22 protein-coding genes and 1 pseudogene are annotated in these 25290 nt (G+C 60.1%); 13 read left to right on the forward strand and 10 right to left on the reverse strand.

Annotation, left to right across the window (positions count from 1 at the left end; translation table 11 throughout):
* Nucleotides 1–10 precede the first annotated feature (10 nt).
* Nucleotides 11–1510 carry a carboxypeptidase M32 gene (locus V8P86_RS01640; protein ID WP_336325494.1) on the forward strand — a complete coding sequence of 500 codons (1500 nt, stop codon included), beginning with the start codon at nucleotides 11–13 and terminating at the stop codon, nucleotides 1508–1510.
* 35 nt (nucleotides 1511–1545) lie between these two features.
* Here V8P86_RS01640 and V8P86_RS01645 read toward each other — a convergent pair whose 3' ends face one another.
* Nucleotides 1546–2001, reverse strand: a complete 456-nt coding sequence (locus V8P86_RS01645; protein WP_336325495.1) for an archaellin/type IV pilin N-terminal domain-containing protein — start codon at nucleotides 1999–2001, stop codon at nucleotides 1546–1548.
* 31 nt (nucleotides 2002–2032) lie between these two features.
* Nucleotides 2033–3262 (reverse strand): DUF7094 domain-containing protein, encoded by a 1230-nt coding sequence (locus V8P86_RS01650; RefSeq protein ID WP_336325496.1) that lies wholly within the window; start codon nucleotides 3260–3262, stop codon nucleotides 2033–2035.
* 177 nt (nucleotides 3263–3439) lie between these two features.
* On the opposite strand from V8P86_RS01650, the gene V8P86_RS01655 reads away from it, so the two are divergent.
* From V8P86_RS01655 to V8P86_RS01665, 3 genes are all read left to right on the forward strand, one after another.
* A complete protein-coding gene (locus V8P86_RS01655) occupies nucleotides 3440–4618 on the forward strand; it encodes a helix-turn-helix transcriptional regulator (RefSeq protein ID WP_336325497.1) in 1179 nt (392 codons plus the stop codon).
* Nucleotides 4619–4859: 241 nt separating this feature from the next.
* Nucleotides 4860–5645, forward strand: a complete 786-nt coding sequence (locus V8P86_RS01660; protein WP_336325498.1) for an electron transfer flavoprotein subunit beta/FixA family protein — start codon at nucleotides 4860–4862, stop codon at nucleotides 5643–5645.
* Entirely contained in the window at nucleotides 5642–6598 is a 957-nt protein-coding gene (locus tag V8P86_RS01665; RefSeq protein ID WP_336325499.1) for an electron transfer flavoprotein subunit alpha/FixB family protein, read from the forward strand. The genes V8P86_RS01660 and V8P86_RS01665 overlap by 4 nt, the downstream gene beginning before the upstream one ends.
* 247 nt (nucleotides 6599–6845) lie before the next feature.
* Here the strand turns inward: V8P86_RS01665 and V8P86_RS01670 are convergent, their stop codons facing one another.
* The 3 genes from V8P86_RS01670 to V8P86_RS01680 form a co-directional block, all read right to left on the reverse strand.
* On the reverse strand, nucleotides 6846–9179 hold the full coding sequence (locus V8P86_RS01670; RefSeq protein ID WP_336325500.1) for a methyl-accepting chemotaxis protein: 2334 nt from the start codon (nucleotides 9177–9179) through the stop codon (nucleotides 6846–6848).
* Between the two features lie 104 nt (nucleotides 9180–9283).
* On the reverse strand, nucleotides 9284–9904 hold the full coding sequence (pspAB, locus tag V8P86_RS01675; protein WP_336325501.1) for a PspA-associated protein PspAB: 621 nt from the start codon (nucleotides 9902–9904) through the stop codon (nucleotides 9284–9286).
* Nucleotides 9905–9955: 51 nt separating this feature from the next.
* Complete coding sequence (locus tag V8P86_RS01680; protein WP_336325502.1) at nucleotides 9956–10777, reverse strand: alpha/beta hydrolase; 822 nt, start codon at nucleotides 10775–10777, stop codon at nucleotides 9956–9958.
* A 96-nt stretch (nucleotides 10778–10873) separates the two neighbouring features.
* Between V8P86_RS01680 and V8P86_RS01685 the strand changes: the two genes are divergently transcribed.
* The 4 genes from V8P86_RS01685 to V8P86_RS01700 all read left to right on the forward strand — a co-directional run bounded on the left by V8P86_RS01685 (nucleotide 10874) and on the right by V8P86_RS01700 (nucleotide 13889).
* Nucleotides 10874–11230 carry a hypothetical protein gene (locus V8P86_RS01685; protein WP_336325503.1) on the forward strand — a complete coding sequence of 119 codons (357 nt, stop codon included), beginning with the start codon at nucleotides 10874–10876 and terminating at the stop codon, nucleotides 11228–11230.
* A 90-nt stretch (nucleotides 11231–11320) separates the two neighbouring features.
* Nucleotides 11321–12421, forward strand: coding sequence for a 60S ribosomal export protein NMD3 (locus tag V8P86_RS01690; RefSeq protein ID WP_336325504.1), 1101 nt, complete (start codon nucleotides 11321–11323; stop codon nucleotides 12419–12421).
* A gap of 50 nt (nucleotides 12422–12471) precedes the next feature.
* Nucleotides 12472–13524 carry a mechanosensitive ion channel family protein gene (locus V8P86_RS01695; RefSeq protein WP_336325505.1) on the forward strand — a complete coding sequence of 351 codons (1053 nt, stop codon included), beginning with the start codon at nucleotides 12472–12474 and terminating at the stop codon, nucleotides 13522–13524.
* A gap of 80 nt (nucleotides 13525–13604) precedes the next feature.
* Nucleotides 13605–13889: a translation initiation factor eIF-1A gene (locus V8P86_RS01700; protein WP_442909343.1), complete on the forward strand. Its 285-nt coding sequence runs from the start codon at nucleotides 13605–13607 to the stop codon at nucleotides 13887–13889.
* Between the two features lie 73 nt (nucleotides 13890–13962).
* Here the strand turns inward: V8P86_RS01700 and V8P86_RS01705 are convergent, their stop codons facing one another.
* On the reverse strand, nucleotides 13963–14796 hold the full coding sequence (locus V8P86_RS01705; RefSeq protein ID WP_336325507.1) for a CARDB domain-containing protein: 834 nt from the start codon (nucleotides 14794–14796) through the stop codon (nucleotides 13963–13965).
* Between the two features lie 262 nt (nucleotides 14797–15058).
* Between V8P86_RS01705 and V8P86_RS01710 the strand changes: the two genes are divergently transcribed.
* Nucleotides 15059–15505: a COG1361 family protein gene (locus V8P86_RS01710; RefSeq protein WP_336325508.1), complete on the forward strand. Its 447-nt coding sequence runs from the start codon at nucleotides 15059–15061 to the stop codon at nucleotides 15503–15505.
* 67 nt (nucleotides 15506–15572) lie between these two features.
* The gene (locus tag V8P86_RS01715) at nucleotides 15573–16760 is read left to right on the forward strand and encodes a redox-regulated ATPase YchF (protein ID WP_336325509.1); all 1188 of its coding nucleotides are present in this window, start codon (nucleotides 15573–15575) and stop codon (nucleotides 16758–16760) included.
* 202 nt (nucleotides 16761–16962) lie between these two features.
* Here the strand turns inward: V8P86_RS01715 and V8P86_RS18870 are convergent, their stop codons facing one another.
* Both V8P86_RS18870 and V8P86_RS18875 read right to left on the reverse strand, forming a co-directional pair.
* A complete protein-coding gene (locus V8P86_RS18870) occupies nucleotides 16963–17400 on the reverse strand; it encodes a GAF domain-containing protein (RefSeq protein WP_442909361.1) in 438 nt (145 codons plus the stop codon).
* Nucleotides 17401–17451: 51 nt separating this feature from the next.
* A pseudogene (locus V8P86_RS18875) lies at nucleotides 17452–18153 on the reverse strand (PAS domain-containing protein); the annotation flags it as partial.
* Between the two features lie 387 nt (nucleotides 18154–18540).
* Here V8P86_RS18875 and V8P86_RS01725 point away from each other — a divergent pair.
* The 3 genes from V8P86_RS01725 to V8P86_RS01735 all read left to right on the forward strand — a co-directional run bounded on the left by V8P86_RS01725 (nucleotide 18541) and on the right by V8P86_RS01735 (nucleotide 21756).
* Nucleotides 18541–19224 (forward strand): VOC family protein, encoded by a 684-nt coding sequence (locus V8P86_RS01725; protein ID WP_336325511.1) that lies wholly within the window; start codon nucleotides 18541–18543, stop codon nucleotides 19222–19224.
* Nucleotides 19225–19269: 45 nt separating this feature from the next.
* Nucleotides 19270–20202 carry a methenyltetrahydromethanopterin cyclohydrolase gene (gene mch / locus V8P86_RS01730; protein ID WP_336325512.1) on the forward strand — a complete coding sequence of 311 codons (933 nt, stop codon included), beginning with the start codon at nucleotides 19270–19272 and terminating at the stop codon, nucleotides 20200–20202.
* Nucleotides 20203–20451: 249 nt separating this feature from the next.
* Nucleotides 20452–21756, forward strand: a complete 1305-nt coding sequence (locus V8P86_RS01735) for an MFS transporter (protein WP_336325513.1) — start codon at nucleotides 20452–20454, stop codon at nucleotides 21754–21756.
* 1 nt (nucleotide 21757) lies between these two features.
* Here the strand turns inward: V8P86_RS01735 and V8P86_RS01740 are convergent, their stop codons facing one another.
* Together V8P86_RS01740 and V8P86_RS01745 are read right to left on the reverse strand one after the other, a co-directional pair.
* Nucleotides 21758–22849, reverse strand: coding sequence for a DNA topoisomerase IV subunit A (locus V8P86_RS01740; RefSeq protein ID WP_336325514.1), 1092 nt, complete (start codon nucleotides 22847–22849; stop codon nucleotides 21758–21760).
* Nucleotides 22850–22853: 4 nt separating this feature from the next.
* On the reverse strand, nucleotides 22854–25235 hold the full coding sequence (locus V8P86_RS01745) for a DNA topoisomerase VI subunit B (protein ID WP_336325515.1): 2382 nt from the start codon (nucleotides 25233–25235) through the stop codon (nucleotides 22854–22856).
* Nucleotides 25236–25290 lie beyond the last annotated feature (55 nt).

Raw genomic sequence — 25290 nt, forward strand, 5'->3', positions numbered from 1 at the left:
AATTCGGGGTATGGCCAGCAAGGAGACGACCGATTCGGACCGATACGAGGAGTTTCTCGATCACGTACGGAAGTACAACTACGTCGGCGACGCCGCGGGCGTGTTGAGCTGGGACCAACAGGTGATGATGCCCGACGACGGCACACCGGCTCGCTCGAAGCAGTCCTCCACACTCTCGACACTCGAACACGAATTACTGACGGACGACGATCTGGCGGCCCATCTGGAGGCACTGGACGGCTCCGTCGACGACGACCAGCAGGCTGTCGTCCGGGAGGTCAAACGGAAACACCGACGCGCACGCGAAGTTCCGGAAGAACTCGTCGAAGAACTCTCGGAAGCTAGCTCGAACGCGCTCCCGGTCTGGGAAGAAGCAAAAGCCGAATCCGACTTCTCGAAGTTCGAGGAACCGCTCGAACACCTCGTCGAACTCCGGCGGGAGTACGCCGCCGAAATCGACCCTGACCGTGACCCTTACGAGGTACTCGTCGAGGATTACGAACCGTACCTCGACATCGAAACGATCGAGAAGATTCTCGGGGAACTCAAGTCCACGCTGCCGGACCTGATCGAACAGGTCAGCGAGAGCGATGTCGAACTCGCCGATCCGTTCGACGGCGAGTACGACGAGGCCGATCAGGAAGCACTCGTCCGGGAGGCACTCGACGAGATTGGCTACAACTGGGATCGCGGTCGTCTGGACACTGCGCCGCACCCGTTCTCGACGGGCACGCAGTTCGACGCTCGCGTCACGACGCGATTTTCGCCTGATGATCCGCTGGACGCACTGGGCTCGACGATCCACGAGTTCGGCCACGCCAGATACACCCTGGGTCTGCCTGACGAGCAGTACGGCACCCCGCTGGGAGAGAGCCGGGATATGACCGTCCACGAATCACAGTCTCGCTTCTGGGAGAATCACGTGGGACGGACGCTTCCGTTCTGGCGGCTGTTCGGCTCGACCGTTGAGGACCATCTCGGCGTCGATGCCAGCCCCCAGGAACTGTACGAAGCCTCCAACGAGGTTTACGAAGACAACCTCATCCGGGTCGAGGCGGACGAACTCACCTACCACATGCACATCGTTCTCCGGTTCGAGATCGAACGCGATCTGATCCGCGGCGACCTCGACGTGAGCGAGGTCCCGCAGGTCTGGAACGAGAAGATGGAGGAGTATCTCGGCGTGCGCCCGGAACACGACAGCGAGGGCTGTCTACAGGATATCCACTGGACCTACGGAAACTTCGGGTACTTCCCGACGTACTCGCTGGGTTCGCTGCTCGCCGCACAACTGGACGCGACGGTCCGCGAGGAGTTCGACGACCTGGACGCGAAGATCGAAGCCGGCGAGTTCGAGCCGATTGCCGACTGGCTCACCGAAGAAATTCACCAGCACGGCTGTCGGTACACCACGCCCGAACTGATCGAGCGGGCGACCGGTGAATCCCTCACTGCAGAGTATTTCCTCGACTACGCTGGGGAGAAATACGGCGATCTCTACGACTTCTGAGCAGCCGTCGGCCAGCGGTACACTTGCCTTCGTTCTCAGGCGGTGGCTGTCAATTCTGCGAGTTCCGTTCCGTCAGTGACGATCCGGACGGTGACCGTCGAACCCGGCATCAGCTGGGGGTCGTTCGTGCTGGCAATCTGGACTCGACCAGTCTCGCCCGGGCGCCACATGTTCGGGCTAGCTGCGTTGAACGGCCCCGAGGGACCGCTCTCGAAACCAGTTGCGGCAAAGAAGGGAATCGGCGGATCGGTCTCCAGAGACTGGCCGTCGATTTCGACGTGTACCGCCGTCTCGGTGAGATCGATAGGGTCACCACCCCGATGAGTAAGAGTGAGCGAGTTACTCTCCGCGTCGGCCGCGAGTTCGAACGACGCTAATTCCGGGGACGTTCTCGGTGTAGATTCGACCGCGAGTCCCACGGTAGCAGCACCGATCACGGTGATCGCAACGAGCAAGATGATACCGACGACTGAACTCGTCGCCCGTTCCATAGCGGGCGTGGCCCCCCGGTCGTATTTCAACCTACGGGAACGAGACTGACGCCGTTTGCTCGTCTGGAGTCGTCACGGTCACCTCGAATTCGGTGAGTGGCTGTACCGTCCACAGTTGGCCCTCACCGTCAGTCGTGCCGACCAGTTGGCCGTTTACTCGAACGTCCGCATCCGAGATCGGCTGTCCGTCGTCCTCGACGGTCACTCTGAGCGGTCCGGACTCGTGAGTCAATCCGAGGCTGATCCGCAACGAATCAGTCCTGTTGGAGACGATTCCCTCGATCGAATAGGAGTCGACGGATCCTGCCTGATTCTCGTGGAAGACGTTGCGGGTCGCCCCGTCGAAGTATGTGGTAAGCTTCCCCTGTGGATTCGGTAAATTGAAACTGTAGATCCGGCTGAGTGGATTCACCGCCCCCGGCTGTATCTGTCTGATGTCGTACGCCCACGGATACAGTTCTGCGAGGCGAGTCTGTGCCTCACTGTACCCCTGCGGAGTCGCCCAGTCGTCGTCACCGATAGTGATGTTCTGTGCGAGTTTGAACTGATCCTGACCACCGAAGTCACGCTCACTGAGGACCGTCGCCTGTCGGGTGAACTGCTCGTCAGTGACCGTCGCAATCGCCAATCCCTCGTCGGTTGCTTGCAGGTAGACGATCTGTCCATCGTCGCTGCTCGACATCGTCTCCGCAACGAGGTCGACGACTGGCTGTTCCGGTGTCAGCCCGTCTGCGAGGGTTTCGAGTTGGGCGAGGCGTTCGATCTCGATATCGGTGTTGCTGACCGCCCTGTTGTAGTTCTCGACCTGTGCCTGTGCGATTATCTGGAGGGTTGCGAGATTGCGGAGGAGAACACGATCAGAGATTTCCCCAGCAGTGTAGGCCTCGAACAGTTCGTGTTGGCGCTGGGCGATCAGCTCGAATCGGGTCTCGACGTTGTCTAGCTGGGCGTCCGCGATGAACTGCCGGGTCGACTTGTTGGCAGTTGCCAACTGCTCGGCCCAACTCCGGCTGTCGTGTTCACTCTGAATCGTCTGGGCGCTGATACTCGCAGCACTCGACACGTCGGCGCTGATCTGTTCGTATCCCTCAGTATCGGGAGTAATCGGCGAGAGGTAGTTCGTTCCGTTCGCAGTAGCCGTAATCGTCGCCTGACTATTGGTGGTCTCCTGTCGTGCCAACTCGCCGCCAGCAGGCACGACAGCGCTGAACAAAAGACAGACGACCACCAGAAAAGTTCCACAGCGGAGGGCCCAATTCATCTCACGGTACAGTTCTCCGCAAGTGCATAAAAACCCAGTGGCTTTCGGGACTCTCTGAAGGCTGATCGAACCAGTCGATACCAGCGCTCAAACACCACGAACGGCGCCGAGATCGTTTATACAGCGATGTGACGTTTCATAGAAAGGGTTTTCCGGACAGGGGACGACAACCCGGGTATGTCTCCGCCGTCGCGTGTCGTCGCTGCCGCCCTCCTGTTTGCTGGTCTTGTCGCCGTGGCATCGGTCCCGGTCACGGGGAATAACCTGTCTCCAGACCGGATTGTCGACCAGGACGACCCCAATGGGCTCGGTGGCAATCCGGAAGTGAGCTTCGCAGCCGAGCTGCAGACGAATGGGGATGCACGGTGGAATATTACCACGACGGTATCACTCGACTCGGAGTCTGATGTCGAATCCTATCAGTCGACTGCTGCAGACTTCGAAGACGGCCAGTTACCGCCACTTGGCTACAGCGCCTTCGAGACTGGGATGGCGGACGTGAACGCCCAAACCGACCGTGAGATGGAACTGACAGATTTCCGTCGAGAGACTGCGACACAGAGCGAAATCGAAAATGGCGTCGGCAGATACACTGTCGAGTTCACGTGGAAGAACTTCCTGGTAGAGCGTGACAACCAACTGCTGATCGACCGTGGCGTACTCATCATGCAAAACGGTGATCTCTGGTTTCCAGGACTTAGTGACTCACAGACGCTAGAGGTTACTGCTCCACCGGGGTACGCGGTTCTCGATTCCACCGTCCCAGCCCGTAACGGGCAACTTCTGTGGCAAGGACCCGAGACGTTCGACGAGACATCCCTGCAGGCAACGTTTCTCGGAACAGGAAACGGACCAAACAACGACAGCAATGGAACCGAGCTAACTGATCGGTCTGGTGTCTTTCCGTGGCTGTTCGTTCCGATCATCGCGATTGGCATCGCCGTCGCGGTGTTTCTGAGCCGTACGAAGCAGGTTCGACTGGAACTTCCAACCGACCTCAACGTGACCGACGCGCTCTCGACGGGTACCACGGGTGGGGCCGCCGAGAAAGACGCTGTTGCAGACAAGACCGACACCCGCGACGGACCGACGGGCGACGATGTCGATGACGGCAGTGACGACGACGAGATAGATACGGAACTGCTGAGCGACGAGGAACGCGTCGAGCGGTTGCTCTCCTCGAACGGCGGGCGGATGAAACAGGCAGATATCGTCAAGGAGACCGACTGGTCGAATGCGAAGGTTTCACAGCTTCTGTCTGCGATGGAAGAGGAAGGCCGAATCGACAAACTCCGGATCGGTCGAGAGAATCTCATCTCGTTTCCGGACGAGGATATCACCGACTCCGGAGAGTAAGTTGCGCGTACGTGAGAGAATTTTCACATACCGGAGCGGCGGTCACAGACAACGACGGCTCCGTAGCAGGAATGGGATCAGTACCATCGGTGAGAGGTTAGCAACTGCCACGAGTACCGAAACTATTCTGTCCCGTGTAAGGACCTAACCGGGAGTTAATTACCATGGTAAAAACAAACTGCTTGTCGGTTTCCAGCCGTATCGAAAATGTTTACCTCATGTGCGAAAATATGCACAGTGTATGAAGATCCTCGTAACAGTGACAGAGGTCGCTGACGCGGACGACGAGTTCGAGATCAGCGGGACATCGATCGCCGATCAGTACCTCACCTACGACCTCAACGAGTGGGACGACTACGCCATCGAGGAAGCCGTCCAGCTCAGCGAAGAACACGACGACATCGAGGTCGTCACAGTAACCTTCGGCGCCGAGCGCGTCGAGGAGACCATCCGAACGGCGTTGGCCAAAGGAGCCGACCGCGCCATCCGCGTCTGGGACGACTCTTTCGAGGGCGAGACGGTCCTCGATCCCTCCCAGAAGGCCGAACTGCTCGCCGGCGTCGTCGAGGAAGAAGACCCCGACCTCGTCCTGTCGGGCGTCCAGTCCGGCGATGTCGCCATCGGCGCGACGGGCGTCGCGCTCGCCGAGAACATCGGCTACGAGTGGGCAGCAGTCGTCAACCAACTCGACCTGGACCGCGACAGCGGCGTCGCGAGCATCCACCGAGAGCTCGAAGGCGGTGTCGAGGAACTCACCGATGTCGAGCTTCCGGCCGTGCTGACGATCCAGACGGGTATCAACGAGCCACGCTACGCGAGCCTGCGCGGAATCCGACAGGCCCAGAGCAAGCCGCTCGACGTGATGAGTCCGGACGACCTCGGCGTCGAGGTTGGCGAGTCCGCCATCGAACTGACCGAACTGGTCGAGCCCGAAAGCGAAAGCGACACCGAATTGTTCGAGGGCAGTGCCGAGGAGGCTGCCGGGCAACTCGCTGAATACCTCCGCGAACAGGGGGTGGGAGCATGAGTGACGTACTCGTCGTCTCGGAGCACCGTCGTGGTGAACTCCGTGACGTGAGTTACGAACTGCTTACCGCCGGTCAGGAACTCGCAGACTCCACCGGTGGCGACGTTCACGCGGTCGTCATCAGCGGCGATGTCGACGAGTACGCTGACGATCTCAACCGCGAGGGCGTCGACGCCGTCCACACCGTCGACCACGGTGAGGAGTTCAACCACGGCGTCTACACGCAGGCTGTCGAACAGCTCGCCGAGGAAATCGACGCCCAGTACGTCGTCGCAGGAAACACCGTCAACGGTCTCGATTTCGTCCCGGCCGTTGCGGAGCGACTTGACATCCCGCTGGTCACTGACGCAGTCGCCTTCGACACGAGCGACGGCCTCTCGGTCGTCCGCGAACTGTACTCCGGTAAGACCGAAGCTACTGTCGAGGTCGACTCCGAAAGCGCCTTCGTAACGGTCCGACCCGGCGAGTGGCCCGCCGCCGAAGGGACCGGTGACGCCGCCGTCGAGGCATTCGACGCCGATATCGACGAGAGTGAACTCAACTCGACCGTCAACGGCTTCGAGGAAGTCGGTTCCGGTGACGTGGATATCACCGAAGCAGACGTGCTCGTCTCCATCGGCCGTGGAATCGAGGAGGAGGACAACCTCCCGCTCATCCACGACCTCGCCGACGCTCTCGGCGCGACGGTTTCTGCCTCCCGACCGATCGTCGATAACGGCTGGCTCGGCCAAGAGCGACAGGTCGGCCAGTCCGGGAAGAAGGTCACGCCGGATATCTACATCGCCATCGGCATCTCCGGTGCTGTCCAGCACGTTGCTGGGATGAAAGGTGCTGACACGATCATCGCAGTCAACAACGACCCGAGCGCGCCGATCTACGACATCGCAGATTACGGTATCGTGGACGACCTCTTCGAGGTTGTTCCTGCGCTGACCGAAGAGTTCGGCGGATAGAGTTAGTCCCGGACGCGAACAACGTGAGCGTCCAGCTTTTTCGCCCACGTTTTTGCCGCGAGCGGTGGCTAAGTGAGCGAAACGAACGCGGGCACCCGAGCGGCAAAAAGGTGGTACTGGTATCGTGGACGACCTCTTCGAGGTTGTTCCTGCGCTGACCGAAGAGTTCGGCGGATAAGTTCCCGAGAGAATTCGCGGTCGCCTTTTTTGAAGCAAGTTGAGCTGAGAAGTGAATACGCCCGACCAATCAGTCGTCTGCTGCGGTTTCGACGGCGTCGGTGTCCTCGCTGGTCTCGAACTGACCAGCAATATCGCCTAGCCGTTCGGCCCGCTCCGAAAGCGAGTTCGCACTGCCTGAAATCTCCTGAATCGCGCTGGTCTGTTCTTCGGCCGCGGCGGAGACGTTCTGTGATTCCTCGGCCGTTCGGTCGCTGACCTCGCTCGCCTCCTCGACCATCTCGACGACGTTCTGTGTCGATTTGGCCTGTTCGTCGGTCGCGTCGTTGATCGACTGGATGCCGGAGTTAGCTGCGTCGATCTTTTCGGCGATCGATTCGAGCGTCTCGACGGTATCGTCGACCGCTTGCCGGCCGTCTTGGACCTCGTCACGCATGTCGAACATATCTTCGGCGACAGATTCCGTCGAGCCTTCGACAGTCATGACGACTTCCTCGACTTCCTGTGTCGCGGCGGCAGTCTCCTCGGCGAGAGCTTTGATCTCGTCAGCGACGACAGCGAATCCTTCGCCGGCCTCGCCGGCGCGGGCAGCCTCGATGGAGGCATTCAGTGCGAGCATGTTCGTTTGCTCTGCGATCTCGTCGATCAACTCGACGATCTCGCCGATCCGCTGGACCTCCTCCTGCAGTGATTCCATCTCGGTCGCGGTGTCGACCGCCTTCGACTCGATGTCTGCCATCTTGTCGATCGTCTCGTTTGCGGTCTCCATGCTCTGTTGCCCCTCCTGAGCGGCTTCCATCGATCGCTCTGCGACCTCTCGGGAGGAGGAGGCAATCTCCTCGACCGTCGCCGAGAGATCGTTCATCTCCGCAGCGGCCCGATTGAGCTTCTCACTTTGGGTGTCGGCCCCGGCGGAAATCTCCTCGACGCTGTCGGCGACTTCGGTGCTGGAGCGGCGAATCTCGCCCGTCGAGTTGGTGACTTCGGAGCTTTGCTCGTCGACTTCGGTGGCGAGTGACTGAATCTGGACGACGAGCGCTTCGATATCAGCGAGCATCTCGTTGATCGAGGTCCCGATTTCAGTCATCGCTTCGCTCTCGCTTTCGGTATCCAACCGCCGGGTGAGATCACCGTCTGCGGCCGCCTGAATGTCTGTACGATACTGTTGGGCTTTCGTTTCGAGGTGGTCGCTGAGGGCTTCGGCTTGTTCTTTTGCCTGCTGGGCGTCGAGTTGTGCCTGTTCGGCTTCCTCGCGGGCGCGTTCGGCCTCCGTGGCTTGCTCCTCGACTTCAGCCAGTTGCTCGTTGAGTGTATCACGAATTCTCCCGAAGGCACTGGCCAACCCGCCAAACTCGTCGATTCTGTTCTGTTCGATCTCGACATCCAGGTTGCCGTCCTCGATCTCTTTCGCGTAGGTCGTCATCTGACCGAGCGAGTTGTTGATGTCACGGATGATCGCAGCACCCACCGCGACAAGTCCCAGGACGGCGATACCGATCAAAATCAACAGATTCTGAGAGACATCCTGTGCAGTCGAGAAGATGCTACTTCGGGGCCCCGCAGCGACGACTGACCAGCGAGCGTTCTCGACCGGGGCAGAGGCAACGAGCATCTCAGACCCGTTCACCTGGTCCGTCTCGGTCGAGACCTCGTCGATACGCGTCTCGGTGTTCGAGATCGTGAGAAACTCGAGTTCACTGGCGAGGAAATGTTCGTTGCCGATTTCGTCGAGATTCTGTGACAGCACCACCGATCCATCTTCGTGAGTGACAACCTGAATGCTGCCGCCTTCGATTGGCGATTCGAGCAACTCGCTCCGGTCAGAGAGATCGACAACGACGACAATCGCGTGTGACTGCTGTTCGTTGACGAGCGAGGTGAACCCAAGTTCCTTCTCACCGTCGACCTCGTACGGCTGGAAGGGGAGCGTATCGCTCGGCGTGATCGTCCCTGGATCGACAGCCCACGGGTACTCCCCGCGCTCGAATTCTTTGCCGCCCCACTGCTTGTCGGTACTCGTCTCGATCTCGTTGTTTTGGAGGTCGACGTAATGGATCGCCTTGACGGTATCTGGCAGGCGTTCGAGTTCGCCGCTCAATTCCTGCTGGCGACGCTGTTGGTCCCAACTCGAAATCCCCTCGACCGACGAAAGTCGGAAGGCATCTCCTCCTCGCTGTTCGATGAATCCTTCGATACCCGCCGCTTCACGTTCGGCCGAGTCTGCGAGTCGATCCTCTGCATCGGCCTCAATGTTGGCCTGCACCGTCGTGAACGTAAAATACCCAACCCCCACGAGCAGCACTGTGACGACCAGAATCGCAATCCCGATCTTGAACGCATACCGTCCCCGTATCCGGTCGTACACACGGCGAAATCCATTTCGTAGACTGTCAACCCGTGTCATTGGAGTACTGTATTCTGGACCCACACATAAACGTAGTCTCCGATAATCAGCACTGATAATTCGGTGATGTCACCGCCGTTGTCCTGCCTGTGTTCGGAGAGAACTCAGTCCCACGGGTGACTACCGGGATTGTCGGGCCAGAGCGGATACCAGTACTCCCTGTCGTCTTCGATCGTCAGTTCGCCGTCGAGGACGGTTTGCAGTTTCATCTCTGTCGACTGATCGCGGGACTGCTCACCGTCGGGAACGAACGGATAGAAATTGCCGCGGCGAAACGAGTAGATCCAGTACGCGAGCGCGCCCGTCTCGGCGCTGGCCCGGTCAGTTGCCTCGAACGCAAAGACAGCGGCTTGCAACCGCGAGCCGTATCGGTGTTCGATCAGCGTATCCGATCCAAAGTGAATGCCGGTCACGAGGTCCTCGAATTCGCTCGCTTCCAGAACGATCCAACGGTAGCCGTACTCGTCTTCGCGGAAATCGGCCACAGTGCCGGACTCGCCGACAGTCAGAATTTCCTGGACTGCGTCGACAGCGTCCTGAAAGTCAGTCGAATCGACGTTGCCGAAACAGAGCGCTGCCTCACCTGTCGGGACGAACCCCAGATTTGCCTCCATCGTCAGCGTAGCGGTGCTCATCTCGAAGAGATCCTCCGGATCGGCCTCGCGAGTCGCCGCCTGTTCGGCACTGATCCCGAGCAACTGCCGAACCGAACTGAGCAGTCCCATCGTGACAGATGATTCGACTGACGCGATAAAGAAGATACCCTTTGGAACCGGTTATCCGGAGGGGCTGGTCACCCGCGATCGATCAGCCGTCTGGTTTTGCAGCCACGGGACGACAACCTCGTTCAGTCGGCGGTGTGCCGTCTCGTAACTGGTACCCGAGGGTTCGTCCTGTCCCCGGTAGGTGCCGAACTGGCTGTGGTTCACCCCGGGCAATTCTGCTGTGGTCGCTGTCTCCGGCAGGTTCCTCAGGCCGCGCTCGTAAGCGTCCCGGTCGATCACAGTATCTGCTTCACCAGCGACCGAGACGACAGCAAGCGAGCGCTCACTGATATCCACGTCGCAGTACGACGCGTAGAGCAACAGCCCCGTCACCTCCCGATTCGAGTGAGCGTATCGACACGCCATCGCCCCGCCGAGTGAGTGGCCGCCGACGTACCACTCCTCGACAGCGGGATGCCGCGACATGGCCCGGTCTGCGGCGTGGCTTCCGACTGGGGTCTGACCGATCCCGTAATCGACGACAGCGAGATTGAGTGGCAGTCGTGGGACGACGATTGTCGCGTTTGCCTGCCGAGTGAGATCTGCGAGTGATCCGACGTATGCGCCCGGGCTGACGCGAGCACCGGGATAGAAGACGACGCCAACATCCGAAGACCCTGCTGCGGGTTCGATGACGTACCCCTGGTCCGTTTCTGTCAGCGTAACACCGTCGTCCGCTTCGACGGCGTCGATGCTCTCCGGCTGAGCCTGATACGGCGTCGACAGAAATACGAGTGCGACGGTCGCTGCGACGAGCAACGCTGCAACCAGCCAGACTGTCAGTCGTTTTCCCTGACGGCGAAGTCGCGGCCGGTATCCGCTCTCGGAAGCCATCGTACTGATATTCGATCGAGCGGACGACAAGAATCGTTCGGTCAGGTTGGGGGGTGACACAACTTTGAAACGAGTTCGGCACGATGACAGGTGCATATGCCGAGTCGGAGCAACAAACACATCAAAAAGTTCAATCAGCTTGTCGAGGTCTACGAGCCGGACGGGATCGACCCGCTCGATACAGTCACCTCTCGGGAAACGGAGTACCTTGAAAGTCGACAGGCCGAACTCTCCGACTACCGACCTCGGGTCGCAGAACTCGGAGCAGCGGACTTTTTCGATGCCGATCGAAAAGCCGAGATCAAGGAAACGGACAGCCTGCCGGACCCCGCCTCCGTCGCCCAGTCCCAGCGCGAGGAGATGCTCGACAGACTCGATCTAATCGAAGAGGCACTCGAAGAGACAATCGAGAACGGAGACGTACTCGACACGTCTGACGGTCTCGACTTGTAGAATGGAGTCGTTCGACCGTCGCGCTGCAAATTCACCGCCGGCCGAACCCGAGAACGTGGTGTTTACAAACGACAGCGGCCAATGGCTGGTATGAGCCGTTCTGGAGCGTTCTGTCCGCGATGTGGCGAAGCGATCGAGCGACCAGCAGAACGCTCATCGCGTCACGACGACCGACTCTGTGACGCCTGTTACATCGACGAGTACGACCTTGTCGACGCGCCCGACCGCATCGAGATCAGCGTCTGTGCCCAGTGTGGGGCCGTCCACCGGGGCAACCGCTGGGTCGATGTCGGGGCCGAGGATTACACCGACATCGCAATCGACGAACTGACCGACGCGCTGTCGGTCCACGTCGATGCCACGGGCATTTCCTGGCAGGTCGCCCCCGAGCAGGTCGACGAAACGACGATCAAGATGCACGTCCAGTTTTCGGGCGTGCTCCGAGAGACTGCACTCTCGGAGGAACTGATGGTTCCAGTCAAGATCGGTCGGCAGACCTGCACGCGGTGTGGCCGGATCGCAGGCGGATCCTACGCCGGAGTCGTCCAGTTACGGGGAGTCGACCGCGAACCGACTGAGGACGAACGCGACCGGGCGAAAGAGATTGCACACAGCCTCGTCGACGAACTCGAAGACAAAGGCGACCGCGAGGCGTTCGTCACGGAGATCAACGAAGTCGAGGGTGGGCTGGATATGCGACTCTCGACGACCCGACTCGGTGAACAGATCGCTCGCCGAGTAACGAACGAACTGGGTGGGGAGTTCACCGACCACGAGACACTCGTCACCGAGGACAGCGACGGCAACGAGGTCTACCGAGTCACTTTCGCCGTCCGACTGCCGCCGTATCGACCCGGTGAAATCGTCGATCCCGGTGACGGCGACGGCCCAGTGCTCGTCGAGAGCGCTCGGGAGACGATGCGCGGGACGCGACTCAAAAGCGGGGACACATACGAGACGCCCTTCGAGGACGGTTCCGCCCCGGACGCGGACCGACTCGGCTGGGAGGACGATACCGAGGAGACGACCCTCGTCGCTGTCGAGGACGATCACGCCGTGCAGGTGCTCGATCCCGACACTTACGAGACGAAATCAGTGCCGAGGCCGCCGTCGCTGGAGACGGACGCCGAGACAGTGCGGGTATTTCGGGGTGACGGCGAGCTATACATCGTTCCCGAAGCCGAGGAGTAGTGAGGAGACCGTTCACAACCCTTTTTTCCGGTCGGAATCTCTGAGAGTGCATGGTTGACTGGAAAATACTCCTGGGTGTGTTCACCGGTGCCAGCCCGATCCAGCGCCCGGAGTGGCTTCCGAGTCGGATCCCGACTGCTGCGGTCGATCTCGTCGCATCAATTCTTGTCGTCGTGCTCGCATGGGTAGCGGCGCGATTGCTCGTTCGCGTCTTTAGCCGGCGGATTGCCCACTACGTGGATCGGCCGAGTCTCACTCGGGTCTCCCTGGCGGGCATCCGAATCGGAGTGTACATCTTCGCGCTGCTTACGCTCCTGCGTATCAACGGGCTCGATCTCGGCAACATCGCACTCTCGGTGACGGTGTTCTCGGCCGTGGTTGGTGTCATTCTCGCACCGATTGTCGGCAGTGTGATTAGCGGCATCTTCCTGCTCGCCGACCAGCCCTACGAGATCGGCGATATGATCGAACTGTCCGAACGGGGCACACGCGGGTTCGTCGACGATATCACGCTTCGCTACACCAAGATCTTCACACTCGATAATACCTTTCTCGTGGTCCCGAACGGTGAAATGCGCTCCCGAGACGTGACCAACTACTCCGCCGAAGATACTCGTGTTCGGCTCACGCTCGATGTGCTGATCACCTACGAGAGCGATCTTGCGATGGCGCGACAGAAAATCGAGGAAGCAGCACGTTCCGTCGAGGATGTTATCGCTGGCGGCCCGCAAATACGAGTCGGCAGTGCTCGATACCCCGCGGGGCCGGACTGTCTGATCAGCGAGTTTGGCGATCACGGCATTCTTCTGCGACTGCGGTACTGGGCTAAAGAGCCCTATCGACTCCAGACGGTGCAATCGAAGGTCCAGACGAACATCTGGGAGGCTTTCGAGAAGGCGGACGTCGAAATTGCCTACCCGCATTCACATCTGTTCTTCGACGAGACCAGCGGGGAATTACAGATCGATACGACCGACCAGCGCGGACAGTACCGCGGTAGTCCGGGCCCGCAGGTCCGAGGCGGGAGCCAAGTCGCGGATCCTGATTCCCCAACCAATCCCACTGCTCAACGCGACCAAGATTCTGACAGTTCCCAAGAATGAGCGCCGGTCTGTCTGGTGTCGTGCGAAAGGGTACCACCGACCTCGCGGGGGTTTACATGCACGGGGAGCGTAGTGGAGGTGTGACAGAAGAACGAGGGCATAAGAATCTCAGAATGCCCAACGATGACGAGCTGTTTGCCGTGGTCGAGAGCCACGATGGCGGGAACCACGTCAGCCTGCAGTGCGAAGACGGCGAACGACGAATGGGACGCATCCCCGGACGCATGAAATACCGCGTCTGGATCGAAAAAGGCGATGTCGTCCTCGTCGAACCGTGGGACTGGCAGGACGAGAAAGGCGATATCGAATGGCGTTACGACAGCCAGGCCGCCGACCAGCTCCGGCGTGAAGGCCACATCGACTAATCGACGTTTTTTCTGCGTTTTTTCGACTGGTGAGCCGCTGGTCTCCGGAGCGTTCGCGATGAATCTCGGGGCCTCAATGGTCTCCAGTCCTATCTCGTTTCAGCAGGTAGCTCGCACCACCGAGCGCAGTTACCGCGCCGCCGATACCGAATCCGGGACCGAAGCCGTCGCTACTGGAGTTGTCGGCATCGGTCTCCCCAGTTCCGTCGCCCGAAGTCGCTGTGACGGGCCCACTCGCCGTATCGTGCGCTGTCTGGACTGCGTGAGATGACTTCCCTTCGTATCCGGAGGTATCGGTCACCTCGAACTCGATGGTGGTACGTTCACCGCCGTCGAGGGTCACACTCGTCGATGCCACGACCTCTCCGTAGAGGGTGTAGGTCACTTCCTCCGTCGTCTCCTCATCAAAAGCGTTCGTGATCGTCGCAGTCACGGTGATCGGCTCTCCCCGTTCGATGGTCAGTTCTTGGGGGCTGAAATCGGCCACTGATAGCTCCGAATTCGAGTGGTCGTACGTGACGGTCAATTGCCCGGTGTAGCTGTGGTCGTCGGTGTGAAATCCGTGTTCGTACACATCCGGCTGGTCCGGAGCGGAGACCTGATAGGAGACAGTCCTCTGCTGGCCTGCATCGAGAGCGACTTCGGTACTTCGGACTGTCTCGTCGTCGATTCGGAACTCGACGACTTGTTGGCCGCCCGCGGTTCCGAGGTTTTCGACCGTCGCCGAAACCTCGAACTGCTCGCCTCGGATCACAGTCGGCGCGCTCGGCGTGAGATCAGAGACCGCGAACACGGCCCCACCCTCTGATCCACCATCGTCGCCGCTGGACTGCGCACGGCTCGCAGTCACTCCGACCGAGGAGATCCCGAACAGAGCAGCCGTCCGGAGGAGGCTCCGCCGGGACAAAGACTCCACCCGTCTGTTACTCGAATCCGAACCGTGTGAGACCGAACTGCTCCCGTGGGAAGTGCCGTGAGAGGTTTCTTCGCGGAGACCAGGACGGTTCATACGTCAGTGTCCCCACAGGATGGTAAGTATTTTCTGGCAAAACGAATTGGAATAAATTCGCTGTCGGAGGTCGTAATCTCCTCACTACTTTCCGTCAGAGTCTGGCTTTTCGCGGTTCGGCTCCGTAACGCATATCCCTATACTATCTGACACTCCACGTATGAAACGTCGCCGTGTGCTCACCGTGGTAACGCTGGGCGCGACTGCCGGCTGTTTCCGAAGATTCACGGCCGACCGGGCAGACGGTCCGCCCTCGGTCGATGCACCGACAGTCGAACTAGCCCCGGGCGAAGAGACGACCGCCACGGTAATAGCAGAGAATGTCGGGTCGATGAGTATCCACACACTCGTCGCCCCGCCAGATGGCGAGAGAGAAAGCCGTCCAGTAGTCGAACTCGCGGACGAGAATCTGTCACCGTCGCCGACCAGCGTCAACGAGAGTATGCCGCCTGAGTGGCATTGGTCACCCCCGCGGGCGAGAGTTACCTATGAGGCACCGATCCGCGTTCCCAATGATGTCTCGTCTGGAACGTACGACTATCGAGTCGGCATCTCGAAGGAGACAGATAGAGACTCCGAACCAATCGAAATCCGAGTAACAGCGTGAGAAGGGTTCTCTGACACACCAGACATAGATACGTCGCCTTTTATTCGTCGGGAGACTTCTTCAGCCAATGAGTTACCGAATCGGTCTCGTCGGCAAGCCCTCCGTAGGGAAGTCGACGTTTTTCAATGCGGCGACGATGAACGACGTGCCCGAGGGAGCCTATCCCTTCACGACCATCGATCCGAGTCTCGGCGAAGCCTACGTGCGAACGGACTGTGCGGCCCCGGAGTTCGGTCACACCTGCCAGCCCTCGGTCGGCAAGTGCGAGGACGGAACCCGGTTCGTCCCCGTGAAACTCGTTGACATCGCGGGACTGGTCCCCGGCGCTCACGAGGGCCGCGGCCTCGGTAATCAGTTTCTCACGGACCTGAACGAGACGGACGTGCTCGTCCACGTGGTCGACTTCTCTGGAACCACCGACGCCGAGGGCGAGGCGACCGAGAACCACGACCCACGGGAAGACATCGACTTCCTCGAAGAAGAACTGGACGCGTGGTATCTCGATATCCTCCAGAAGGGGATCCAGCGCTACGAAGACAAACAGCTCTCGGATCCCGACCCCGAGGAGATTCTCGGCGAACAACTCTCGGCGTTCGGTATCAGCCCCGCCGAGATCAAGCAGGTCATCCTCTCCATCGACCTGCCGGTCGAACCGCCCGAGTGGGACGACGAGGATCAGCAGGATCTGGCCCGCGAGATTCGCAAACGGACGAAACCGATGGTTATCGCGGCGAACAAGATGGATATGCCACAGTCGCAGGACAACTGGGCGGAGATCACCGACGACCCCGCCTACGACCACCTCACGTTCGTCCCCGTCTCCGCGCACGCAGAGAAGGCGCTGAAAAACGGAGCCGAGCAGGACGTACTGGAGTACGTGCCCGGCGACGACGAGTTCGAGATCACCGGCGATCTCCCTCGGAAGAAAAAAACTGGGCTCGAACAGATCCGGGAGTTCGTCACTGATTTCGGCGGCACGGGCGTCCAGCAAGCGCTGGAAACCGCGGCCTTCGACGTGCTCGATCTGAAGGCCGTCTTCCCCGGGTCGGCGTCGGACGACTGGACTCACGGCCCGTTCCGGGACTGTTTCCTTCTTCCCTCCGATGCCACAGCCGAGGAGTTCGCCTATCACCTGCACAGCGACATCGGCGAGGGCTTCCTGCACGGCATCGACTGCCGGAACGACCGACAGGTCGGTGCCGAGACGGTGCTGGATCACCGGGCGGTCGTCGAGGTTATCTCGACGAATCAGTGAGCGGGGGCGCGAGCAACCGTGTCTATCGTCTCTGCTTTGTCCCACACGTTAGTCGCCAACGACTCGAGAGCGGCCTGTTCTGTCTCCTCGATGAATGCATCACGCGTCTTGGAGAGTACGACCGGCGTCGCCGGCCTGCGGGGAATATCTCGGAGGGCAACGTCACCAGAGGACTCTGTCGTTCGTTTTGATTAGTGAGTCGTTATTCCTGAGCGCGCAGTTCTTGCTCCCGAGCGACGCGGTCGAGAGCAGTTCCGATGTTCTTCCCGAGAATCTGAGCGAGCGTAAAATCGCTCTCGTCGAATGCGGCCTCCTGCCGGCGACCTGCGAGAAGGACACCGTGGTCAGCTAACGGTACGATCATCTCAGACGAGATCGGCGTGTCGGGGTTGTGAATCGAATCGAGTTGTGTCACATCTGTCGTATGCAGCGGTTCGCCGGACTCGTACACCTCCCAAGCGACTGCTTCGTCGCGTTCCAGTGGCTCGATTTCGTTGAATAACTCCTCAGCGTCCTCGCTGCTAGCGACCGGTTCGAGCTCGCCGTCTGATTCGAAGAACACCGTCGATATCGAAAGATCTAGAATATTCGACGCGGCCACGATCCCGGACTCTGCGACCCCTTCTGGTGTATCAGCCATAACCAACTCCCGCGTTGCCGAATGCAGTGCATTCAGTCGGCCCCTGTACCGGCGTTCTCGCTCTTCGAGTTCTCGTTTGCGGTCTTTCTGTTCGGTGATGTCCTGGACCGTACAGACGCGTTCACCCTCCTCCGTCGAGGCGAGCGTGTGGTCCTCGATGAACGTACTCCCGTCGGCGCGGATTCCGATCGTCTCCCCACGCCAGTGCCCGTTTTCTTCGACCGATGGGATGATTTCGTTGTGGACTCGTGGGATATCTTCGTCCCGGTAGATCAGTTCCCAGCGTTCGCCGATCATCTCTTCTGTCTCGTACCCGTATAGATCAGCGAACGCCTCGTTCACGTAACTGAACTCACCGTCCTCGTTGAAGATAGCGATGCCCTCGCGTGTTGTTTCGATGGCATCGAGGTGGCGCTGGCGTTCCCGCTGTGCGCGGGTCAGTCTGACGGCGTTGTCGATTCTGTTGGCCAGCAGTTCGTATCGTTCGGTGCCGGACGCTTTCTGCAAGTAATCCGTGACACCGGCGGAGATGGCCTCACTGGCGACTTCTTCGCTCCCCTGGCCAGTGAAGAGAATGAACGGGAGGTCGGGATAGTTCTCGCGGACACGTTCGAGGAACTCGATGCCGTCCCTCCCAGGCATATTATAATCGGAGACGATACAATCGATGTCGTCTTCGGCGAGTCGATCCAGCCCCTCCGTTGCACTCAGTTCCGTTGTAACGGTGAATCGCTCGTCTTCGTTTTCGAGCATCTCGGCCGTGAGCGATGCGAAGGCCGCATCATCATCGACGTGGAGAATCTGGATAAGAGGCGGATCATACATGTGGATTTATATGTACTTGAGGATGATAAAAATAGGCCAATATTTTACGAAACAGAGAATAAGTAGAAACCTCGACGAGATCGAGGCTAGCGACCTAAAAAATGTGTTCAGTTCCGATAGCGCAGTTACGACTCGGCGTTCTCGAAGGAGCAAACAGATCGCTATCAGCCGGTCCACACGCTCACCCCTGACAGTTGATCCGATAGCCAGCAGAACACAGCTAGTCGTCAGGGATGATTCGGCAACCATCACATACCCACTCGTCCGACGACCGTTGACCCAACAGTCATTGGGGCCGCGGTAATACGGTCGAGTATGCTTAACGGACTCCGCTGGCTGGCGCTCGAAGTCAAGTATCTCGACCGGGCACAGTCGTTCTACGAGGCTTTTCTCGATCTCGATGTGCGTTCGACGAGCGACAACGAAGTCGCCCTCGGGGTCGGCGAGACTGATCTCGTCCTCAGACGACCACAGAGCGTCCCGCGGGGCGGGCTACACACTCACTACGCGATGTCGATTCCCCGCGACGAATACGATTCGTGGTACGAGCGACTCGACGACCGGTTCGATCTGGTCGAGCACTCCTTCGGCGACTCGAAGTCGCTGTACTTCTACGATACGGAGGGCAACTGTGTCGAACTCGGGCAGTCGGACGTGGCTGGTCCCGGCGTCGACGGAATGTTCGAGGTCGTGTTCGAGGTTGAAGACCTCGACAGCGCGCAGTCGCGGTACGAGCGACTTGGTTTCGAGACAGTCGACGAGGGAGAGGGGCGCAAACGTGTCCGGATGACCGCCGGGTCGTTCGATATCGAACTCTGGGAGCCACATCTCGGACTCGCGGACGCCCGCGGGGGCGTCCACGTCGACGTGGGGATTGCGACTGAAGACGCCGAATCTATCGTCGCAGCGGTCCGGGACGACATGGCAGTCTCCGAACTCGACGACGGCTACAGGCTTCGGGATCCGGACGGCCACTATCTTACCCTCGTCGAGACGTAGAACAAACCCCACGCTTTTCTATCGGCGGGCGCAGAAATGAACAGCATGGAGAGTCTCAACAGGATGGCGACGGAGTTGGTCGACGAAGCGATCGAATTCGCCGACGAACTGACCGTCGACGTCCACCAGCTAACAGGTGACGCCGCAGTCTTCGATTTCGGCGTCGACACACCGGGTGCGATCGAAGCGGGATTGCTGCTCGTCGAAATCCAGACGGCCGGACTGTCGACGGTCCAGACAAAGAGCGGAACAGTCGGGGGGACACCGCGGACTCATGTCGAACTCTCGACCGATCAACCGGCACTCTCCTTGCTCTGTGCCGGCAAGGGGGGCTGGGAACTGGTGACCGACTCCTTCGAGGGGCTGGGAAGCGGCCCGGCCCGGGCGCTGGTCGCCGAGGAGGATATTTTCGACCGCGTCGGCTACGCCGAGGAATTCGATTTTGCCGTACTGGCCGTCGAATCCGAGCAGCTACCCGACGAATCTGTCGCCCAGCAGGTCGCCGACCGGGCCGGCGTCCCCGAGAGCGGTGTCTTCCTACCCACCTACAGCGCCGCGAGTATCACCGGCAGCGTCGTCGGCGCGGCCCGCGCCGCGGAACTGGCCGTCTACCGACTGACTGAACTGGGCTACGATCCGCTCGATGTCCTCTCTGCAAACGGCTCCGCGCCGGTCGCGCCCGTCGCTGGAGACGAATCGACTGCGATGGCCTACACGAACGACGCCGTGATGTATGGCGGTGAGGTCCACCTCGTCGTCGACGAATCGTTCGACCGCTTCGACGAAGTCGCCTCGACTGCCCGGACCGAGTACGGCGAGCCGTTCAGCGACATTTTCGAGTCCGTCGACTACGAGTTCGGCGAACTCGACCGGGAACTGTTCGCGCCGGCGCAGGTGACCATCGATGTCGTCGGCGGGGACACACACGTCGTCGGCGAGACTGCCGAGGACGTACTGGTCGAGAGTTTCGGACTCTAGAGCCACTGAATCACTCCGTTACTAGCTCTTTTGCCGATACGGCGAGAAACCGGGACACATTCCGAGAGCCCTTCTTTGCCGACCAGATATGCCGTTTGACTGATTGGATCCGGGGACGAAAGGAAATTCTCAAGTACTGACTGACCATTCAGTCAATGTGGTCAGCGGCACGGAACACCCCCAAACGAACTGGACGGTTTCTTCGCGACGGAACGACGCTCCCGATTGTCAGGGCGGGAGTGAGTTCCGATGAGCGGCGCGGACGCCACCGACGGCGGGTCGGGGCTGACACGCGAGCAGTACACCATCGTCGGGTCAGTCATCGCCAGCACGTTTTTCGTCGGCTTTGGCGGCGGTGTCATCTTTCCAATACTGCCGAATCTCGGCTCAGTGCTGGGCATTTCGCCGTTTTTCGTGGGATTGATCCTCAGCGCGAATCGATTCTCTCGACTCGTCGCGAACGCGCCGGCCGGGAGTCTGGTCGACCGCGTCGGGACGCGGACACCATTTATTATCGGCCTGTTCATCCAGGCCGTCGCCACGTTCGGATACGTCATCGCATACGCGGCACCGTTTCCAGAGCCGTGGTTTCTGCTCACACGGATCCTCTGGGGCGTTGGTAGCGCACTGGTCTTCGCGACGGCCTATACGATTGCGGCCGATGTCAGCCAGAGCGGATCGCGAGGCACCAGCATGGGACTCATCCGTGGCGGGACGATTTTCGGCTTCCCAACAGGTCTGGTCGTCGGCGGTGTCGTCTCCGATGTCGCCGACGGTGTCATCGCCAATATTCCGGGGGATGTCGTCGCCTTCGTCGTCGCGACGATGTTCGCGCTGTTCGCGACGGTGCTGGCCTACCTTTTCGTCCCCGAAACACACGTCGAAGGCGGCTCGAACGAGTCGGTAAAACCGTGGGAGATCGACCGCAGCGCGACGACACTCACGATTGGGCTGGTGAATTTCACGATCCTCTTCGGTTACATCGGTGCGCTGTTCTCGACGCTCGTGCTCTTTCTCGGCGAACGCAACCTTTCCGTCTTCGGCTTCGACGCACAGGGAACCTCCGGGATGTTCATGGCGATTACCGTCCTCTCGGCGGCCGTGTTCATGCTCGGCGGCGGCTACCTGAGCGATCACCGGAAATCCCGCGTGCCGACGCTTCTCGTCTTCGTCACAATCGCCGCGGTGGGCTTTCTCGTGCTCGCAGTCGCCGATTCAGTGCCGGTTCTGGTGGTTGCCTGCGTGTTGATCGGAAGCGGGCAGGGCGGGACGAGCGGCCCGCTCGTGGCGCTGCTTGCCGATCTCACTCCCGTCGATCAGATGGGCCGAGCCACCGGAACGAACAACGTCCTCGGCGATGTTGGTGGCGGATTGGGACCGCTCGTCTCCCTTCCACTGATAGAACTCGTCGGCTTCACGCCAATCTACGCGGCGTGTGCTCTGCTTCCACTCACTGCAGGACTCATCTTGTTGATCGGCATCCGGTACGAAACAGGTCGGCTGTTCCCCGAAACGGACTATATCGATGTCTCGACCGATTCGACCGCCGACTGAATTACAACACGCCCATCTCGTCGAGTCGCTCCGGCAGGTAGGTGTCGGTGACGAAATCCAGCCCGCGAGAGGCCAGTGACTGCTGTTCGGATTTCTTCTCGATGTCGAGTTGTAGTTCGATCTGTTCTTCCCAGAACTCGGTCTGGAACCGCGGATCGTCCAGTTCGGACTCCAGGGCGTTGATATCCGAATCGCTGAGCGGATCGGTCGGCAGATCGTATTCGACGATGTCCTGCGGTCGGATCCCGACGAAGTCCGCCTCGGGCGTCGCCAAGTACTCCGAGAGGTGTGCGCTCTTGATCGATCCGTAGGCGACGGAGCCGTAGATCCGGTAACTCCACGGGTCACCGTCAGTGAAGACCACGACCGGAAGGTCGAGTTCGTCGTGCAGTCGTTTGGTGATCCGGCGAGTCGCCCGCGCTGGCTGTCCTTTGAGGTGGACGATGATCGTATTGTACTCCTCGTCGAAGCCGTTTTCGACGAGTCGGTCCCGCATACCACCGGTCTCCACACAGAGGACGAAGTCGGCGTCGTTGTCGAGGAAGTCGATAGTGTCGGGGTTGTTCGGAATCTGGTAGCCGCCCTCACCAACGTCTTTCTGACAGTGAATCTCGCGCTCACCGCGGCGGGTCTGCTCGCGCAGTTCGAGCGGCCCCATGATCGTCGCGCCGGATTCTTCCGGGCGCATGTGGAAGTCCTCACGGGTCGCCCCGGAGACGATTTCCAGATCCTCGATCAGCGAGTTCGATTCGTCCTGACTGCCGAACTGGGCTTCGTTGAGATCCCACGACTCCGAGAGATAGTAGAGTTCTCGCAGCGTCGACGAGCGCTCTTCTTCGATCTGCTGGACGAGAAAGTCGATGGTGTAAGAGGCTTTCAGCAGTTTCTCTGCGCCGCTGACGGTCTTGGCCGTCCGCGTCGAGGTCCGGTCGCCGTAGACCCAGACGTGTTTGTCCTCGTCGTACTCGATGTTGGTCTTGGTCCGGGTCGGGACCTGCATCCGCGGAACGTCTCCCTCCTCGAACTGCTCGTAGAACTGTTCGGCAAGCGCCATCAGTTGCTCGCGTGCGTCGGGTGTATCTTCTGTGCTCATGTGTTTAGGCGTCGATTGTCAGTTTCTCGTCTTCGATGCCGTCGATGGAAATCTCCGGATCGGCCGACTCGGCAAGTTCGTAAGTCAGCGTCTGTTCGTCGCCGCTGTCGACGGTCGGATTCCATTTGATGAACCACTCGCCGTCCATCTCGATGACCTGTGCGTCGCCGTTTGGATTCGGTTCGGCGGTGACGATTTCGGTGATCTCCAGGTCTGCGTTCGTGTCGGCGTTGTTCTCCACAGTCAGTTCGACTGCGCCGTCGTTCTGTGTTCGCTCGACGAGCACGTCGTTCATGATCCGTGCCAGCGTGCCGTCGATTTCCAACTCCTGATTGCCGGTGACGCTGGTGAGTTTCTCGGCCATCTCGGGGAGAATCGTCGCCAGTTTGTCCTGCTTCTGGCGGCGCTGTTGCATCGACCGCCGCTTTTTGAGGAAACTCTTGAGTTCGCGGGCCGCCTCCCGCACCGCGAGTTCGATCTCGTGTTCGATCTCCGGGACGTTCGCCACGGCGTCTTTGGACTCGCTTGTGAACGGCACGTTCGTCGAGGCGATGTGGACCATGATGACCGCCGGGCCATTCGGGAGGCCACTCCCGCCGGGTTGATCCAACCCGTAGTTCCGCCAACCGATGTCTTTCAGTACGTCCGTCGTCGCACATGCCCCGCGCTGGTAGACCAGCGGGACGCGGTTGGCGAATCGCATCACGTCGGCTTTCCCGCCGTCTTCGAGGTCGCCGCCGTATGCGATGCCAGCCTCGACGATGAACGGGTCGCCGCCGTGGACGGAGGCATCGCGGGTTGACGCGGCGTAGAAATCGGCGTTGTACTCCTTGCGGAGGCCGGCCTCGACCAGTTCGTCGGTGATCGGTGCCAGACAGTCCGTCGGCGGCGAGATTATGTCCGTCTCCCGCATCGCTTCCAGTAGTTCGGAAGCAGCGTCCCGATCCGTCGCCACGTCGCTGATTTGAGGCGGATCGTCCGGGACGCGGGAAGCCGTCTCCCACAGTTGATCGGTGATATTCTCCCGGGCAGTGTCGCCGAAGGTCGCGTCGTCGCGGTCCTCGGTCATGTCGGCCGCGCGGTCCACGAGTCGGCGGACCTCGTCTTCGATGAGTCGGTGACGATCACCTGGCTCGAATTTCGCGGCCAGACGCTCGGCCATCGCCTGCACCACGGCGTCGTCCTTCCGGGTCGTCGTCGCGTCATCGACCAGTGTGTAGAGATCGGATTCGCGCTCGTTTGTGATCGCATCCCACGCGGCATCGCGGGCCTTCTCTCGAACCGTCGCACCGAATGTCGTACCGTGCTCGGTCTGGATCGCATCCGCCGTCTCTTCGACGATTGCGGTCAGTTCGTGGTGGGCGATCCGATCCTGGTCCTCGATAACGTCGAGTACCCTACTTGCAAACTCCGCGGTCACCTCCGACCCTTTGTTCGCGACGGCGTCGGTAATCGCCGCCTCTATGTCGACCTCTTCGTGGGCTTGCGGGGGCCGCCAGGTCAGTTCGCGGCCGTAGTGTCGGTCTTTGAACGCGTCGATGACCGAGTCGGCGGTCTTCTGGCCGACGCGGGTGAACTCCTCCTGCATGAAGCCAGACAGCGAATAGGAATCGGTCGCCTCGGCCATCTTGATGACCGTCCCGAGTTCGACGCCGTGGGGGTGCGGGCGGATCTCTTCGGTCTCGGCGGGGAGTTGGTCGGTCGCTCGCTCGAATTTGAACTCTTCCTGGGGTTCGCGAAGTTCGAGGCGGGCGTGGGGGTTGACGACCGCTGTGTGTTTGATGTAGTCGTGGAGTTGCTGGCGGGCGCGCATGTTCGCCTCCATCTCCAGTTCGATTCTGGTGCCGTGGGGGCGATCCCAACTGGTCGGCTCTTCTTTGCTAATCTCCGGTTCGTTCGTCTCGGTATCGACGATCAGCTCGAAGTATTGGGCTTGATCGCCGCCTTCCGTTCGAGAGGTGATCTTGGCGGGTTTGCCGGAGGTCAACTGTGAGTACAGCACTGCCGCAGAGATCCCGATCCCCTGCTGACCACGATTTTGCTCGCGCTTGTGGAATCGGGAGCCGTAGAGTAGTTTCCCGAAGACTTTCGGGACCTGCTCTTTCGTGATTCCGGGGCCGTTGTCCTCGATCACGAGGGTGTAGTAATCGCGGTTTTCCTGAATCTCGACGTAGATATCCGGGAGAATACCGGCTTCCTCGCAGGCGTCGAGTGAGTTGTCGACGCCTTCCTTGACAGCAGTCACGAGTCCTCGGGCTCCAGAATCGAACCCGAGCATGTGTTTATTCTTCTCGAAGAACTCGGCAATGGAGATAGATCGCTGGCTCTCGGCCAGTTCCTCGGCGATCCCCTCGTCTTCGCCGAGCTGGGACTGGTACGATGTCATCGCCTGTCCATACCCGGCCAATCCTTAAATGTTGTACGCAAGCGGGGTGAAACTG

Origin of the sequence: Halovenus anhuiensis (assembly GCF_037080055.1) — an archaeon.
Taxonomy (GTDB): domain Archaea; phylum Halobacteriota; class Halobacteria; order Halobacteriales; family Haloarculaceae; genus Halovenus.